This window comes from Bradyrhizobium sp. C9 (assembly GCF_002532045.1).
Classification (GTDB): Bacteria; Pseudomonadota; Alphaproteobacteria; order Rhizobiales; family Xanthobacteraceae; genus Bradyrhizobium.
In genome coordinates this window covers 16800-31917 of sequence record NZ_NWTG01000002.1, presented here as the reverse complement: position 1 = coordinate 31917, position 15118 = coordinate 16800, and the positions used below count along the sequence as shown (strand labels likewise).

The following is a 15118-nucleotide window of genomic DNA, read 5'->3' as shown; positions in this document are numbered from 1 at the left end:
CTTACCCACGCCGCGGGCTGATCTTCCAGGCGATCGCGAGCGTCAGCAGCGTCAGAAGGCCGCTGACGAGCGCGGCCGTCGGGATCGTCAGGACCAGTGCGGCAGTTGCGGCCCAGCCGATCGAGGAGAAGGCTTCCGCGAAGGTGGCGATGCGGGAGGAGGTCTGGCGGCGGCGGAATTGGCTGCGCTTGGCCTGCGCGCGGAACCAAAGCTGGACCGCGGCGGCGGATGCGGTCGCGATGGTGATCGCGATCGCCGTCACCACGGCCTGACCGGGCGAGGCGAACGCCAGCGCGGCCACCAGGGGCGCGAAAACCGTGGCGATCGCGAGCAGCACAACCTCGACCTTGGCGCGGGTCACGCGCGACGGCGGCAGCGGCGCGGTCGCCACCAGATCGGGCGCGTCTTCGCCCGAGATGGTCAGCCACGCCAGTCCGCCGGCGAGCTGGCCTGCGGCCATCACGATGACAGGCGTGATCAGCACGATTGCGGTCGACGTGCCGGAGAAGCTGCGCCACAACATCAGCGCCGGCGGCAGCAGATAGAGCATCTGCATCAGGCTCTGCGACAGCAGCCATGGATCGCGGCGCAGCAGCAGGAATTCCTTGCGCCGCAGCGCCTGCTGCCGCGAGCCGCTCCGGAACGCGCGGGCCCGTCCCTGCGTGACCGCAGCCGGATTGGCGGCGACGCGTGCGACCGTGTCGGCAAACCGCGGCGCGAACACCGCCATCACGACGCCGAGCAGCACGAACGCTATGGCGAGCAGCAGCAGCATGATTTCGAGATCGCCGAGCGATGCGCGGGCCGGCCACCAGACGAGGCTGTCAGGGGCCGGGGCGATGCGCGCAGCGGTCTCCGAGGTCAGAAAGGCAAAGCGCGACAGCGTGCCGTAGGACAGCACGGCGACGACCTGTAGCGCGATGACGAAGCCGGCGCCGATGACGGCGGAGACGATCTGTGCCACCAGCCGGGTTCGGCCCGGCCCGATCAGGCGAAACAGCAACGCGGTGACGGCGATCGCCGCGGCTGCCGCCGACAGCCCGATCGCAAGGACGACGCCGAAGCCGGCAAGCCAGCGTGCACCGCCGAGATACACCAGCACGTCGATGAACGGCGTCGACAGCAAGAGCGCCATGCTGCTCACCGTCAGCGCGATCGCGGCGATCCGGATCGAGAAGATGTTGGTGAGCTTCGCCGGCGACGACATGATCAAATCGAGATCGGCGCGGGCGTAGAACACGCGCGTCACCGACTCGATCGCCTGCGACAGCATCAGCGCCCAGGACAGGAAGATCGTCGCGGTCAGCACGAGCAGCGAGGACGGATCGAGCGGAAACCGCAGGTCGACATAACGGGCGACCACGGCATAGGCCGGCAGATGCAGGATCGCCGCGAAGATCAGCAGGCCGATGACGGCGCGATTGCGCCGGCGCCGGCCGCCGGTCATCATCGCCAGCCATTCGCGCCAGGCCAGGCGGAATTCGTGGCGGGCGAACCAGGTGAGATGGGCGGTCGAGTTCACGCGGCGGCCGCCTCGGTATCGACCAGCGCGATGAACATGTCCTCGAGGGTGGTGTCGTTGCGGCCGTTCTGCTCGCGCAGCTCGGCCAGCGTGCCCTCGGCAATCAGCCTGCCGGCCGCGATCACACCGATACGATCGGCCATGCGCTCCGCGACCTCGAGAATGTGAGTGGTCATGATCACGGTGCAGCCGGCCCGGACGCGCTCCTGCAGCAGCCCCTTGACGTGACGCGCCGACAGCGCGTCGAGGCCGGTCAGCGGTTCATCGAGAATGATCAGGCGAGGATCGTGCACCAGCGCGCCTGCAAGAGCCACCTTCTGGCGCATGCCCTTGGAGAAGCCTTCGCAGCGCTCGTTGAGATGCGGCTCCAGCCCGAGCGACACCAGGAGATTGCGCGCCGACTTCTCCGACGTGCGGGGATCGATGCCCCACAGGCCGGCGACGAATTCGAGATATTCCAGCGGCGTCAGCTTGTCGTAGATCATCGGCTCGTCGGACACCCAGGCCATGATCTGCTTGGCTGAGACCGGGTCGGCCAGCGCATCGATGCCGAGGATCGACACCGAGCCGGCGTCGGGCCGCAGCAGTCCTGCCACCATGCGCAGTGTCGTGGTCTTGCCGGCGCCGTTCGGCCCAAGCAGCGCATAGAATTCACCGACACGGACGGTGAGATCGAGCGCGTCGACCGCCGGGCGGTCAAAACGCTTGGTTAACCCTCGCACGGCGAGTGCGGACAGTTCCGAAGTCATGGTGTGTGGCGATCCGGGAGTTCGCTCGTCGGTTGCGCAAGATGGACAAAAACCGTTTCGGTGCAGTGAATCGCACGGGGTAAATCGACCGCGATATCCGTATTAGTCCGTGCTGCGGCATATCTCCGCAAATGTGATGATACAGCCGGATCAGCGGTTTGTTGACAGGGAACGGGCCTTTTGGCTCAATCCCGATCGGACATAAGCGGCTTTCAGCGCTTCCGACACAAGGGCGTGAAGGCGGGATGCAACGAGCGATCGGATAAGAATCGCCGGGCATCGGGGAGGGAACGATGCTGGACTTTGTTCAGCAGCTCGTCAGCGGCATCGCGCTCGGCTGCGTTTACGGCCTGATCGCGCTCGGCTTCGTGCTGGTCTACAAGGCAACCGAGGTCGTCAATTTCGCGCAAGGCGATTTGATGATGCTGGGCGGCTTTTTCGCCTTCACCTTCATCGGCATGCTCGGACTGAATTACTGGGTCGGCTTCGCCGGCGCGGTGATCTGCATGGCGCTGTTCGGCATGCTGGCCGAGCGGCTGGTGGTGCGGCCGATCCTCGGCTATCCGCAGTTCTCCATCATCATGGCGACGATCGGGCTCGGCTATTTCCTGCGCTCGATCGCCGGCATGATCTGGGGCACCGACGACTTCAAGATCGAGACGCCGTTCAGCCAAGGGGTCCTGAGGATCGGCAGCCTGGTGCTCGCCTATGACAAATTGTCGGTGATCGCGGCGACCATCATCCTGTGCGCACTGCTCTATCTGTTCTTCAACCGCACCACGCTCGGCACCGCGATGCGCGCCAGCTCCGAGAACATGCTGGCTGCCTATTACATGGGCATCCCGGTCAAGCGCGTGGTCTCGATCGTCTGGGCGATCTCGGCGGCGGTGGCGACCTGCGCCGGCGTGCTGCTGGCGCCGATCACCTTCATCCATTCCAATGTCGGGCTGGTGCTGGGGCTGAAGGCGTTTCCGGCCGCGGTGCTCGGCGGCTTCGGCTCGATCCCGGGCGCGGTGGTCGGCGGCGTCCTGATCGGCGTGATCGAGAGCATGGCCGGCTTCTACCTGCCGCAGGGATGGAAGGACGTCGCGCCCTACATCGTGCTGCTCGCGGTACTGCTGCTCAAGCCCGAGGGCCTGTTCGGCCTTCACGTCCGCAAGAAGGTTTGAGGAGCAACGCATGCGGTTTCTCTTCAAGACCGACTATGAAGACGACATCAGGCTGTTCCCGCATTCCGGCTACATCTATTCCTACGGCCTGCTGCTGGCGGTGCTGCTGATCGCGCCTTACGTGCTCTCAAGCTATCTGATGAGCCAGGTCGTCTTCGTCTGCATCTACGCGACGGTCGGCGTCGGGCTGCTGATCCTGACCGGCTTCACCGGCCAGGCCTCGCTCGGCCATGCCGCGTTTCTGGCGATCGGCGCCTATACCGCGGCCTATCTGCAGCAGTTCAACGTGCCGTTTCCGGTGTATTTCCTCGCCGCGGGGCTGTTGACCGGCGTGGTCGGCGCACTGGTCGGATTTCCGGCGCTGCGGCTGCAGGGCATCTATCTGGTGATCGCGACGATCTCGTTTGCCTTCATCGTCGAGGAAATCCTGGCGCGTTGGGAAAGCGTGACCCACGGCAATGAGGGCATGCGGGTCAAGACCATCCAGCTGCTCGGCGCCACGGTGTCGCGCGACGGCCCGACCTTCTACTATCTGTGTCTCGCGGTGCTGGTGCTGACCATCGTCGGCACGCTCAACCTGCTGCGCTCGCCGACCGGGCGCGCCTTCGTCGCGATCCGCGACAGCGAGACCGCGGCGCGCAGCATGGGGATCAACGTCGCGCTCTACAAGGTGAAGTCGTTCGCGATCTCGGCTGGTATCACCGGCTTTGCTGGCGTGCTGTTCGCCCACAAGCTCTCCTTCATCTCGCCCGAGATGTTCACGCTGCAGCTCTCGATCGAGTTCATCATCGTGATCCTGATCGGCGGCACCTTCAGCCTGCATGGCGCGGTGCTCGGCGCGATCTTCCTGGTCATGATCGATCCGTTCCTGACCTACCTGAAGGACGACATGCCCGGCGTGATCGCCGGCGTCGCCGCCACGCTCGGCGCCGGTACGGAACGCGCAGACCACATCCAGGATGCAGTCGCGGCGATTGCCTCCGCCAATGGGCTGAAGGGCGCGATCTACGGCATCATCATCGTGGTGTTCGTACTCTTCGAACCCTTGGGGCTCTATGGCCGCTGGCTCAAGATCAAGCTCTTCTTCCAGCTGTTCCCGCTCTACAAGCGCGCGACCTTCAAGCGGCAGAAAATCTACGTGAAATCGGAGCGGAACCGATGAGCTATTTCCGCGCCGAGAACCTGTCCCTGCATTTCGGCGGCCTCAAGGCGGTCGACGCCGTCAGCTTCGCGGTCGAGAAGGGCGAGATCCTCTCGATCATCGGGCCGAACGGCGCCGGCAAGAGCTCGATCTTCAACCTGATCTCGCGGATCTATCCGCCGACCTCGGGCAAGATCTTCTTCGAGGATCAGGACATCACCCAGCAGCCGGCCTACGACATCGCCAAACTCGGCATCGCGCGCACCTTCCAGAACATCGAGCTGTTCGAGAATGCGACCGTGCTGAGCAACCTGCTGGTCGGCCGCCACCGCCATTCCACCACCCAGCTCTGGCAGGAGCTCTTGTTCCTGCCGAGCGTCCGCGCCGGCGAGAAGGCGCATCGCCGCCGGGTCGAGCAGGTGATCGAATTCCTCGATCTCGAGCCGTACCGCGACAAGCTGATTTCGGGGCTGCCCTATGGCGTGCGCAAGGTGATCGAGCTGGCGCGGGCGCTGTGCTCGGAGCCGAAGCTGATCCTGCTCGACGAGCCGTCGTCCGGCCTCAACGTCGAGGAGACTGACGACATGTCGTTCTGGATCCGCGACATGAAGAGCGAGCTCGGCATCACGGTGCTGATGGTCGAGCACGATATGACGCTGGTCAACCGGGTCTCCGACCGCGTGATCGCGCTGAACTACGGCCGGGTGCTGGCGATGGGCTCGCCGTCCGAGGTGCAGCATCATCCCGACGTCGTCGCAGCGTATCTCGGCGCATGAGGATGATGCCATGAGCGCAGCCGACATTATCCTGAAACTCTCCAACATCGAGAGCTATTACGGGCCGATCATGGCGATCCGCGGCATCAGCCTCGAAGTGCCGCGCGGGCAGATCGTGACGTTGCTCGGCGCCAACGGCGCCGGCAAGACCACGGTCCTGAAGACGATCTCCGGCATCCTCGATCCGCAGAAGGGCTCGATCGAATTCCTCGGCAAGCCGATCCAGCGCATGGAGGCCGACCGGATCGTGCGGCTCGGCCTCAGCCATGTGCCGGAAGGACGCGAGGTGTTTCCGTTCCTGTCGGTGCGCGAGAACCTGATGATGGGCGCCTATCTGCGCAAGGACCGCGACGGTGTGGCGCAGGACCTCGAGCGCGTCTACGGCTACTTTCCACGGCTGAAGGAGCGGCTAGGCCAGCCGGCCGGGCAGCTTTCGGGCGGCGAGCAGCAGATGCTTGCGATCGGGCGGGCGCTGATGAACCGGCCGACCTTGCTGCTGCTGGACGAGCCGTCGCTCGGGCTGTCGCCGATCCTGGTGAAGGAGATCTTCACCATCATCCGCCGCGTCAATGAGGAGCAGGGCATGTCGATCCTGCTGGTCGAGCAGAATGCCAAGATCGCGCTGGAGACGGCGCATTACGGCTATGTGCTGGAGATCGGCCGCGTCGTCATGAACGACACCTGCGAGCGGCTGTTGAATTCGCCCGATATCCAGGAGTTCTACCTCGGCGCCAAGGAAGCCGGCGCGCGGGGTGAGCGGCGCTGGAAAAAGAAGAAGACGTGGCGTTGAGGTCGACCGGCGTTGAGAGGTAAGGCCGGCACCGACGAGGGTTGGCGTCGACTAAAGTTGGCCGAGGAAGGTTTGGCGCTGAAAGCGAGTTGGAGCTAGATTTCAGGCCTGCTTCGCGAACAAGACCGGCATTCGACCCGGCGCGGGAGGCAAGCGGCAGAGGAGGGAGCGCGCATGGCAGGACCGGCGGTGCTGACGGTTGCCGACACGATCGCGAGGAGCTTTCTGCTCGCGGTGCAAACGCGTGGCGACAGGCCCGCGATCCGCGAGAAGAAGTTCGGCATCTGGCAGCCGACCAGCTGGCGCGAATGGCTTCAGATATCAAAAGACATCGCCTTCGGTCTGCATGCGACCGGCTTCCGCCCCGGCGACGTCGCCTCGATCATCGCCAACGCGGTGCCGGAATGGGTTTATGCCGACATGGGCATCCTGTGCGCCGGCGGCGTGTCCTCCGGCATCTATCCGACCGATTCGGCGGCGCAGGTTGAATACCTGGTCAATGATTCCCAGACGCGGGTGATGTTCGTCGAGGACGAGGAGCAGCTCGACAAGGTGCTGACCTGCCGGTCGCGCTGTCCGACGCTGGAAAAGATCGTCGTGTTCGACATGGAGGGCCTCTCCGGCTTCTCCGATCCGATGGTGCTGTCGCTCGCCGAGTTCACGGCGCTCGGCCGCAATCATGCGCAGGGCAATGATGCCTTGTGGGATGAAATGACCGGCAGCCGCACAGCCTCCGATCTCGCGATCCTGGTCTATACGTCGGGCACCACGGGCCCGCCCAAGGGCGCAATGCACTCCAACCGCAGCGTCACGCACCAGATGCGTCACGCCAACGATCTCTATCCCTCGACCGACAGCGAGGAACGGTTGGTGTTCCTGCCGCTCTGCCATGTCGCCGAGCGGGTCGGCGGCTATTACATCTCGCTGGCGCTGGGTTCGGTGATGAATTTCGCCGAGAGTCCGGAGACGGTGCCCGATAATCTGCGCGAGGTTCAGCCGACTGCATTCCTCGCGGTGCCCCGGATCTGGGAGAAATTCTATTCCGGCATCACCATCGCGCTGAAGGATGCGACCCCGTTCCAGAACTGGATGTACGCCCGCGCGCTTGCGATCGGCAACCGGATGACCGAGTGCCGGCTGGAGGGCGAAACGCCGCCGTTGTCGCTGCGGCTTGCCAACCGCGCCGCCTACTGGCTGGTGTTCCGCAACATCCGCCGCATGCTCGGGCTCGATCGTTGCCGGATCGCACTGACCGGCGCGGCGCCGATCTCGCCGGATCTGATCCGCTGGTATCTCGCGCTCGGCATCGACATGCGCGAGGTCTACGGCCAGACCGAGAATTGCGGTGTCGCGACCATGATGCCGGCGGATCGCATCAAGCTCGGCTCGGTCGGCAAGGCCGCACCCTGGGGCGAGGTGATGATCTGCCCGAAGGGCGAGATCCTGATCAAGGGCGACTTCCTGTTCATGGGCTATCTCAACCAGCCGGAGAAGACCGCCGAGACGATCGACGCGAAAGGCTGGCTGCACACCGGCGACGTCGGCGCCATCGACAATGAGGGCTATGTGAAGATCACCGACCGGATGAAGGACATCATCATCACCTCCGGCGGCAAGAACATCACGCCGTCCGAGATCGAGAACCAGCTGAAATTCTCGCCCTACGTCTCCGATGCGGTCGTGATCGGCGACAAGCGGCCGTATCTCACCTGCCTGATCATGATCGATCAGGAGAACGTCGAGAAATACGCCCAGGACCAGGACATCCCCTTTACCAATTATGCGAGCCTGTGCCGCGCCCGCGAGGTCCAGGACCTGATCCAGCGCGAGGTCGAGGCTGTCAACGCCAAGTTCGCGCGCGTCGAGACCATCAAGAGATTCTACCTGATCGAGCGTCAGCTCACGCCCGAGGACGAGGAGCTGACGCCGACCATGAAGCTGAAGCGCAGTTTTGTGAACAAGCGCTACGCGGCCGAGATCGACGCCATGTATGGCGCGCGGGCGGTGGCATAGCCCGCGACAAGGAATTGGCGAAGGAGCGAGCAGGCCCGACCCTTCGCTCAACATGGGCCATGTAAGGAGGAGACTGCAATGTCGAAATCGCTGAAGGCGCTGGGCCTTGCGGTGAGCGCGCTGGCGCTGACCTGTCTGCCGGCCGCAGCCCAGACCAAGGTCACCAATGAAGGCATCTCGCCGACCGAGATCGTGATCGGAACGCATCAGGATTTGTCCGGCCCGATCAAGGTCTGGGGCGTTCCGGTGTCCAACGGCATGAAGATGGCAGTTGAGGAAATCAACGCCAGCGGCGGCATCAACGGCCGCAAGATCAAGATGATCCTGGAAGACAATGGTTACGACCCGAAGAAGGCCGTGCTGGCCTCGCAGAAAATGGTCGAGCGCGACAAGGTCTTCGCGATGATCGGCCCGATGGGCTCACCGACCGTGCTCGCCGCGCAGGACATCCTGTTCGACGCCGGCGTGCTGCAGCTGTTCCCGCTGACCGCCGCCGAATTCACCTTCAAGTTCGATCCAGCCAAGCCGCAGGAGCGGCTGAAGTTCAACAACCTCTTGCCCTATGTCGAGAGCACGCGCGCCGCGATCAAATACATGATGGAGTGGAAGAACTTCAAGAAGCCCTGCATCATGCACCAGGACGACGAGTACGGTAAGAACGTGCTCGACGGCTTCACCCAGCAGCTCGCCGCGATGAAGGTGCAGCCGGCCTCGGTCACGAGCTACAAGCGCGGCGCCTCCGACTTCTCGGCGCAGGTCGCCAAGATGAAGTCCGACGGCTGCGATCTCGTCGTGCTCGGCACCGTGATCCGCGAGACCATCGGGGCGATGAATGAGGCGAAGAAGCTCGGCTGGGACGTGACTTTCCTCGGCGCCACGCCGACCAACGTGCTCGAAGTGCCGGCGCTCGGCAAGGAAGCCGTCGAAGGCCTCTACGCAGCGTCGGGCTTCGAGATTCCCTATGAGGACACGGCCAAGGGCAAGGTGAAGGACTGGCTGGTCAACTACAAGAAGATGTTCAACAGCGAAGCCAACACGCAGGCGATCATCGGCTACAACGCGGTGATGACCTTCGCCTTCTACGCGCAGAAGGCGGGCAAGGATCTCACCGGCCAGAAGATGCTGGACGCGCTGGAGTCAGGCGACAAGTTCCTCGACATCTTCAGCTCGCCGCCGACCAAGTTCTCCAAGACCGATCATCTCGCCAACACCATCACCCAGGTGCAGCAGGTCAAGGGCGGCCGCTGGGTGCTTGTGAAGGACAATCTGATGTTCTGAGGGGCAGGCGCTCCTCTCGATCCAGGCGTCATTGCGAGGAGCCAACGGGTCGCACGAACGCCCGCCCGATGACAGGCTCCGCGACGAAGCAATCCACCTTTTCGCGGAAGGATGGATTGCTTCGCTTCGCTCGCAATGACGGAAACTATGTCTGGCGGTCTTAATTCACCGCTGCCGGCCGCCACGACACCTCGGTGACGAGCGGCGCATCGACATAACGGTTGACGCCGTTCTGGTCGATCACGAAGGTCGGCCGAAAACGCCTGATGTCGGCATCCTCGATCATCGCCATGCGGCGGTTGTCGAGCGTCAACCAGTGGCCGTCGAGCCGCGCCGCGACCACGGCATGGTCTTCGCCGCCGAGCAGGTCATGCATCACGACGATGCGTAAGTCTTCCGGCGAGACGCCGGCCTTGCCGAGCGCCACGAATTTCGCGATCGCATAGTCCTCGCAATCGCCGCTGCCGCGGGCGAAGGTGGCGAGCGGCGTGGCCCAGACGTCGGGCTCGCCATACGTCGCGAGATCGCTGCCCGGGCGGATCGCCAGATTGATCGCGCGGTTGATCTCGCCGAGACGGGCGCGGCCGGTGCGCGCGCGACCGGCATCGACGATCGCCAGGAAACGCAGTGCCTCCGGCGACGCACACCCCGCGCGGTTGCTCTCGCAGGCTGCGAGCTGCACCAATTCGTCGGCAAGCTGACGTTGCACGCCGAGCCATTTGTCGCGCAGGCCGCCGCCGGCAAGCAGGCTGGTCGCGAGGCCGAACGGCTCGGTCGATTTTCTGAGCAGTGTCGCCGGGCCGGGCGAAAGCACCGAGGCGGCGTTGAGCTCGGCAATCGGTGCGGCCACGGCCAGGCCAAAGCCCAGCATGACGGCGCGCAGCGCAAACGAGCGAAGCGAGTTACCCATGTGACACCCCCTGTCCGCTCATCGACGGGTGGATACTGCACCGCGCACGCGACCGGATCGTTTCATGCCGAGAGCATGGCCAACGATCCCTTCGAATCGACTTAAGATGTGGGGAATCCGGGCCGGAGCCTAAAGGGCGGGTGGTCCGGGTCCCGAAAACTTTACCGGTTTGTGAAACGAACCGGCGAACCTTTTTCCACCGCGAAACGCCTCATCCTTGCCTTCTGGTTAACCCGGCCGGTCCGCGCACGGGATAGCTGTGATTTGTAAGCCAATTCACAGCTTTGGCCGGAAAATTGGGGTCAAGTGCCCTCTCGGGGCCGCGGGGAAATAAAGGCAAGTAGAGAAATGCAAGTTAATACCACGAATACGTGGCTCAGTACCCATCTTGGCTCGAATCCTATCTCATGGTACCGTTGGTTGGGTCGGAACTACACGACTCATGAGAGCGTGAGCCAAGTCACACCCACTCAAACCGCGCAATCAGAGCACCTTGCGAAAGCACAGGATGGTTTCGCGAAGCTTTATCCGATGATATGCAGGCGTAATCATTCGGATATTCTACCAATATTAACCATCGTGCGGTGATCCGCAGTGAACTTTGTCGAGAAATTCGACGGCTATTTGCCGAACACGGACGCTTATGCCCGTGGATCGGTGCATGTCGACAACGTTTCGACGCACGCTCCGCCCGGTGCGATCACTGTCGATGACGGGCAATTGCTGTTCACCGGCGACTTCAAGCGGACGGGGCTCGATCTCGTCATCTCGAAGGACGACCGGGAACTCGTCCTGCACGACTACTTCAAGGGCGAGAAACGCGCGGCGCTGGCCTCGCCTGAAGGCGCGCATCTCACCGGCGATCTCGTCAACGCGCTTACCGGCCACACCCAATATGCGCAGGCCGGCGGCGCGGCCGAGCCGGCCAAGGTCATCGGCCATGTCACCAAGCTGGCGGGCAACGCCACCGCAATCCGCAACGGCGTCTCGATCGTCCTGAACCAGGGCGACAACGTCAACAAGGGTGACGTGGTTCAGTCCGGCAGCGACTCGACGCTCGGCATCACCTTCATCGACGGCACGGTGTTCGGTCTCGGACCGAACGCCAAGATGGTGCTGAACGAGATGATCTACGACCCGAACGGGTCGAGCAATTCGTCGCTGATGAGCCTCGTCTCGGGCACGATCTCGTTCGTTGCCGGCGCGACCGCCAAGCATGGTGACATGAAGGTCGATACGCCGGTCGCGACCATGGGCATCCGCGGCACCGCGGTGCTGGTCGAGATCGATTTCGACGTCCAGGCCACGGGTGGCGTGCCGCCGGCCAAATTCCAGGTGCTGGTCGAGCCCGACGGCACCACCGGCTCCTACATTCTGTTCGACAAGACGACGCTCAATCCGATCGCGACCGTCGATCAGGCCGGCACCCAGACCATCGTCAACGGCCAGGGCAGCGTCAGCTTTGTCTCGTCGGCGCAACTGTCGACCGATGCGCAGAAGTTGATCTCCGACGTCTTCGCGCTGAAGTTCACCGACAATTCGAATCCCAACACCAAGCTCACGACGAATTTCACGGACAGCGTCGTCCCGGTCACGATCGGCCTGAAGCTCGCGACCGGTGACGCCTTCGTGCCGATCAACTTTCTGCTCGGTTTGACCAACAATCCCGGATCGCAGGCCGCTGCCCCCAGGACCGACCATATCGCCGGGGCGCCGCATGTCGTGACACAGGATGGGGCGTTCACCGAACAGGCCGGGCAGACCCATAGCGCGCTGCCCGACACGGTGTCCGGCCAGATCACCTGGGTGGACGTCAATCTCGGCGACAAGCCGACCGCAACGATCAGCTTCAGCGCCTTCAGCTACCACGACGCCGGCGGCCACGACGTCACCTCGTCGCTGACGGCGGCGGAACAGGCGGCCATCAAGGCCGTCGAGATCCCGGTGCTGCTCGACCCCTATCCGCTGAACAGCAACATCGGCTCGGCAACCTGGACCTACAGCCTTGCCGACGGCGCCTTCGACTTCCTCGCCGCCGGCGAAACGCTGACGCTCACCTATATGGTGCGCGTCGATAACAACTACGCGCTGAGCAACGAGACCGCATTCAAGACCATCGCCATCACGATCACCGGCACCAACGACACGCCGGTCGTGACGTCCGCGGCACAGGTGGGTTCGATCACCGAACTGCCATGGACGACGAATTCCGCCGTGCACGATACGGTGCATGGCACGGTGACGTTTACCGATGCGGATTTGACCGACACGCACACGGTCGCCATCACCGGCGTTACCGCGACCGGCTTCACTGGCGGAATTCCCAACCAGGCCACCATGCTGAGCTGGCTGTCGCTGGGCACACTGATCGATTCGACCGACGGCATGACAGGATCACGCTCCTGGACGTTCTCGGCCGCCGACAAGAGCTTCGATTATCTCGCCGCCGGCGAGACGCTGACGCTGATCTACTCGGTCCAGATCGACGACCATCATGGTGGCGTCGTCACGGTCCCCGTCACGATCACGATCGTTGGCACCGACGACACGCCGGTGATCACCTCGCCGACCCAGGCAGCAGCCATCACCGAGGCCGAGGGCGTAACCGGTTCGGCGAATCCTGATACCGCGTCCGGTACCGTGACCTTCACCGATGCCGATCTCAGCGACACCCACAGTGTCACCGTGGCCGGTGTCACCGAAACCGGCGTGACCACCGGGCTCCCCGACGAGGCGACGATCCTGAGCTGGCTGTCGCTCGGCACGCTGAAGGATACGACTGGCGGCGTGACCGGATCCAATGCCTGGACGTTCTCGGCCGCCGACAAGAATTTCGACTATCTGGCGGCCGGTGAGACGCTGACGCTGACCTACCTGATCCAGGTCGACGACCATCATGGCGGCGTCGTCACCCAGCCGGTCACGATCACCATCACCGGCACCAACGACGTTCCGACATTCACATCGGCGCCGCCGACTGCCTCGATCACCGAGGCGATCGGGGAGACCGGCTCGACCAAGCCGGACGTGGCCCAAGGCGTGGTGGCGTTTGCCGACGTCGATCTCAGCGACACCCATACCGTGTCCATCACCGGCGTCGCGGAATCCGGCACGACCACGGGCCTGCCTGAGGACGAGTCCACGGTCCTGAACTGGCTGTCGCTGGGGACGCTGACGGATTCGACCGGCCACGTGAACGGATCGCAGGCCTGGACCTTCTCGGCCGCGGACAACAATTTCGATTATCTTGCCGCCGGCGAGACGCTGACGCTGACCTACACGGTCAAGATCGACGATCATCATGGTGGCGTGATCAGCGAACCGGTGACGATCACGATTAACGGCAGCAACGACGCGCCAACCATCACGTCGGAGCCGCAGGCCGCCACCATCGCCGAGCAGCCTGACACGACCGGTTCATCCAAACCGGACGGCGCATCGGGCACCGTGACCTTCGCCGATGTGGATCTCAGCGACACCCACACCGTGAGCATCACCGGCGTGGCCGAATCCGGCGCGACCGCGGGCCTGCCCGAGGACCAGTCCACCATCCTGAACTGGCTGTCGCTGGGGACGCTGACGGATTCGACCGGTCATGTGAACGGATCGCAGGCCTGGATCTTCTCGGCCGCGGACCAGAATTTCGACTATCTCGCGGCCGGCGAGACGCTGACGCTGACCTACACGATCCAGATCGACGACCATCATGGCGGCGTCGTCACCCAGCCCGTGACCATCACCATCAACGGCGCCAATGATGCGCCGACGCTGGCTGACGTCAACGCCGGCACGCTCACCGATACCGCTGCCAACGACACGTTCAGCCCGCTCACCGGCGCGCTGCACGGCCATGACGTGGACGACGGCGAGACTGCGACGCTGACCTATGCCGCCCTCAATTCGGACCACGTCGCGGTCAACTCCTCGATTGCGGGCCTCTACGGCTCGCTCACGGTCAACCCGGATGGCACCTACAGCTATGTCCCCGACGCCGCCGCGATCAACGCGCTGGCCAAGGGGAATTATGCCGACACGTTCACCGTCGAGACCATCGATGCGCATGGCGCGACCGGGACTGCGACGCTGACGGTCGATGTCGTCGGCGCCAACGACGCGCCGGTGATCCATGCCGACAACATCAGCATCACCAATAATCCCAATGGGACCGAAACGATCTCCGGCCTGACCGTCACGGATGTCGATGCCGGCGCCAACGAGAACTTCACCCTGGCGGCCGCGACCAACCCCGGTTCGGGCAGCAGCGTCGCGCCGCCGGCGTTGGTCGGCCATCTCCCGGATATCAACACCGCGCTCGGGTCGCCGGGCCTTGTCTACGATCCCGGCCAGACGCCGCCGGCGACCGACAAGATCGCGCTCTCCGTGACCGACGGCCATGGCGCGAGCGATACGGTCAATTTTATCTTCAACGTCCAGCAAAATCCGTCTCAGCCGGTGACGTTGACGGGCACCAGCGACAAGGACGTGTTTTTCGGATCGGGCTATCAGGACAAGTTCGTGTTTGCGCCGAACTTCAATCACGACACGATCCTGAACTTTACGCCCGGCCAGGACCAGATCGACCTGTCCACAGTCGTCTCGACAAGCACCTTCAGCAGCTGGTTCGATCAGCATGTGGCGACGTCGACGACGAATTCGGCGGATACGCTGATCACGATCGACAGTGCAGACACGATCACGTTGCACAATGTCTCGAAGGCGAGTTTGCATCAGAGCGACTTCATCATTCACTATACGTGATCGGCGTCGGCC

The 15118-nt window shown here is 63.7% G+C and carries 10 protein-coding genes; 7 read left to right on the top strand and 3 right to left on the bottom strand.

Going from position 1 to position 15118, the window contains the following annotated elements:
- Window position 1: 1 nt before the first annotated feature.
- The gene (locus CO675_RS05030; protein WP_097670959.1) at window positions 2-1522 is read right to left on the bottom strand and encodes a permease; all 1521 of its coding nucleotides are present in this window, start codon (window positions 1520-1522) and stop codon (window positions 2-4) included.
- Complete coding sequence (locus CO675_RS05025; RefSeq protein ID WP_097670958.1) at window positions 1519-2271, bottom strand: ABC transporter ATP-binding protein; 753 nt, start codon at window positions 2269-2271, stop codon at window positions 1519-1521. The genes CO675_RS05030 and CO675_RS05025 overlap by 4 nt, the downstream gene beginning before the upstream one ends.
- Before the next feature lie 293 nt (window positions 2272-2564).
- Here CO675_RS05025 and CO675_RS05020 point away from each other — a divergent pair, with 293 nt between their 5' ends.
- The 6 genes from CO675_RS05020 to CO675_RS04995 all read left to right on the top strand — a co-directional run bounded on the left by CO675_RS05020 (window position 2565) and on the right by CO675_RS04995 (window position 9438).
- Entirely contained in the window at window positions 2565-3440 is an 876-nt protein-coding gene (locus CO675_RS05020) for a branched-chain amino acid ABC transporter permease (RefSeq protein ID WP_097670957.1), read from the top strand.
- A 10-nt stretch (window positions 3441-3450) separates the two neighbouring features.
- Window positions 3451-4602 carry a branched-chain amino acid ABC transporter permease gene (locus tag CO675_RS05015; protein WP_097670956.1) on the top strand — a complete coding sequence of 384 codons (1152 nt, stop codon included), beginning with the start codon at window positions 3451-3453 and terminating at the stop codon, window positions 4600-4602.
- Window positions 4599-5357 carry an ABC transporter ATP-binding protein gene (locus CO675_RS05010; protein WP_050403853.1) on the top strand — a complete coding sequence of 253 codons (759 nt, stop codon included), beginning with the start codon at window positions 4599-4601 and terminating at the stop codon, window positions 5355-5357. Before CO675_RS05015 ends, CO675_RS05010 begins: the two co-directional genes overlap by 4 nt.
- A 10-nt stretch (window positions 5358-5367) precedes the next feature.
- Window positions 5368-6147: an ABC transporter ATP-binding protein gene (locus CO675_RS05005; RefSeq protein ID WP_092119687.1), complete on the top strand. Its 780-nt coding sequence runs from the start codon at window positions 5368-5370 to the stop codon at window positions 6145-6147.
- 174 nt (window positions 6148-6321) lie between these two features.
- Entirely contained in the window at window positions 6322-8160 is a 1839-nt protein-coding gene (locus tag CO675_RS05000; protein WP_097670955.1) for an AMP-dependent synthetase/ligase, read from the top strand.
- A 78-nt stretch (window positions 8161-8238) separates the two neighbouring features.
- Window positions 8239-9438, top strand: a complete 1200-nt coding sequence (locus tag CO675_RS04995) for an ABC transporter substrate-binding protein (protein WP_097670954.1) — start codon at window positions 8239-8241, stop codon at window positions 9436-9438.
- A 160-nt stretch (window positions 9439-9598) separates the two neighbouring features.
- Here CO675_RS04995 and CO675_RS04990 read toward each other — a convergent pair whose 3' ends face one another.
- Window positions 9599-10348 carry a transglutaminase-like cysteine peptidase gene (locus CO675_RS04990; protein ID WP_097670953.1) on the bottom strand — a complete coding sequence of 250 codons (750 nt, stop codon included), beginning with the start codon at window positions 10346-10348 and terminating at the stop codon, window positions 9599-9601.
- 594 nt (window positions 10349-10942) lie between these two features.
- Here CO675_RS04990 and CO675_RS04985 point away from each other — a divergent pair.
- A complete protein-coding gene (locus CO675_RS04985) occupies window positions 10943-15106 on the top strand; it encodes a VCBS domain-containing protein (protein WP_097670952.1) in 4164 nt (1387 codons plus the stop codon).
- Window positions 15107-15118 lie beyond the last annotated feature (12 nt).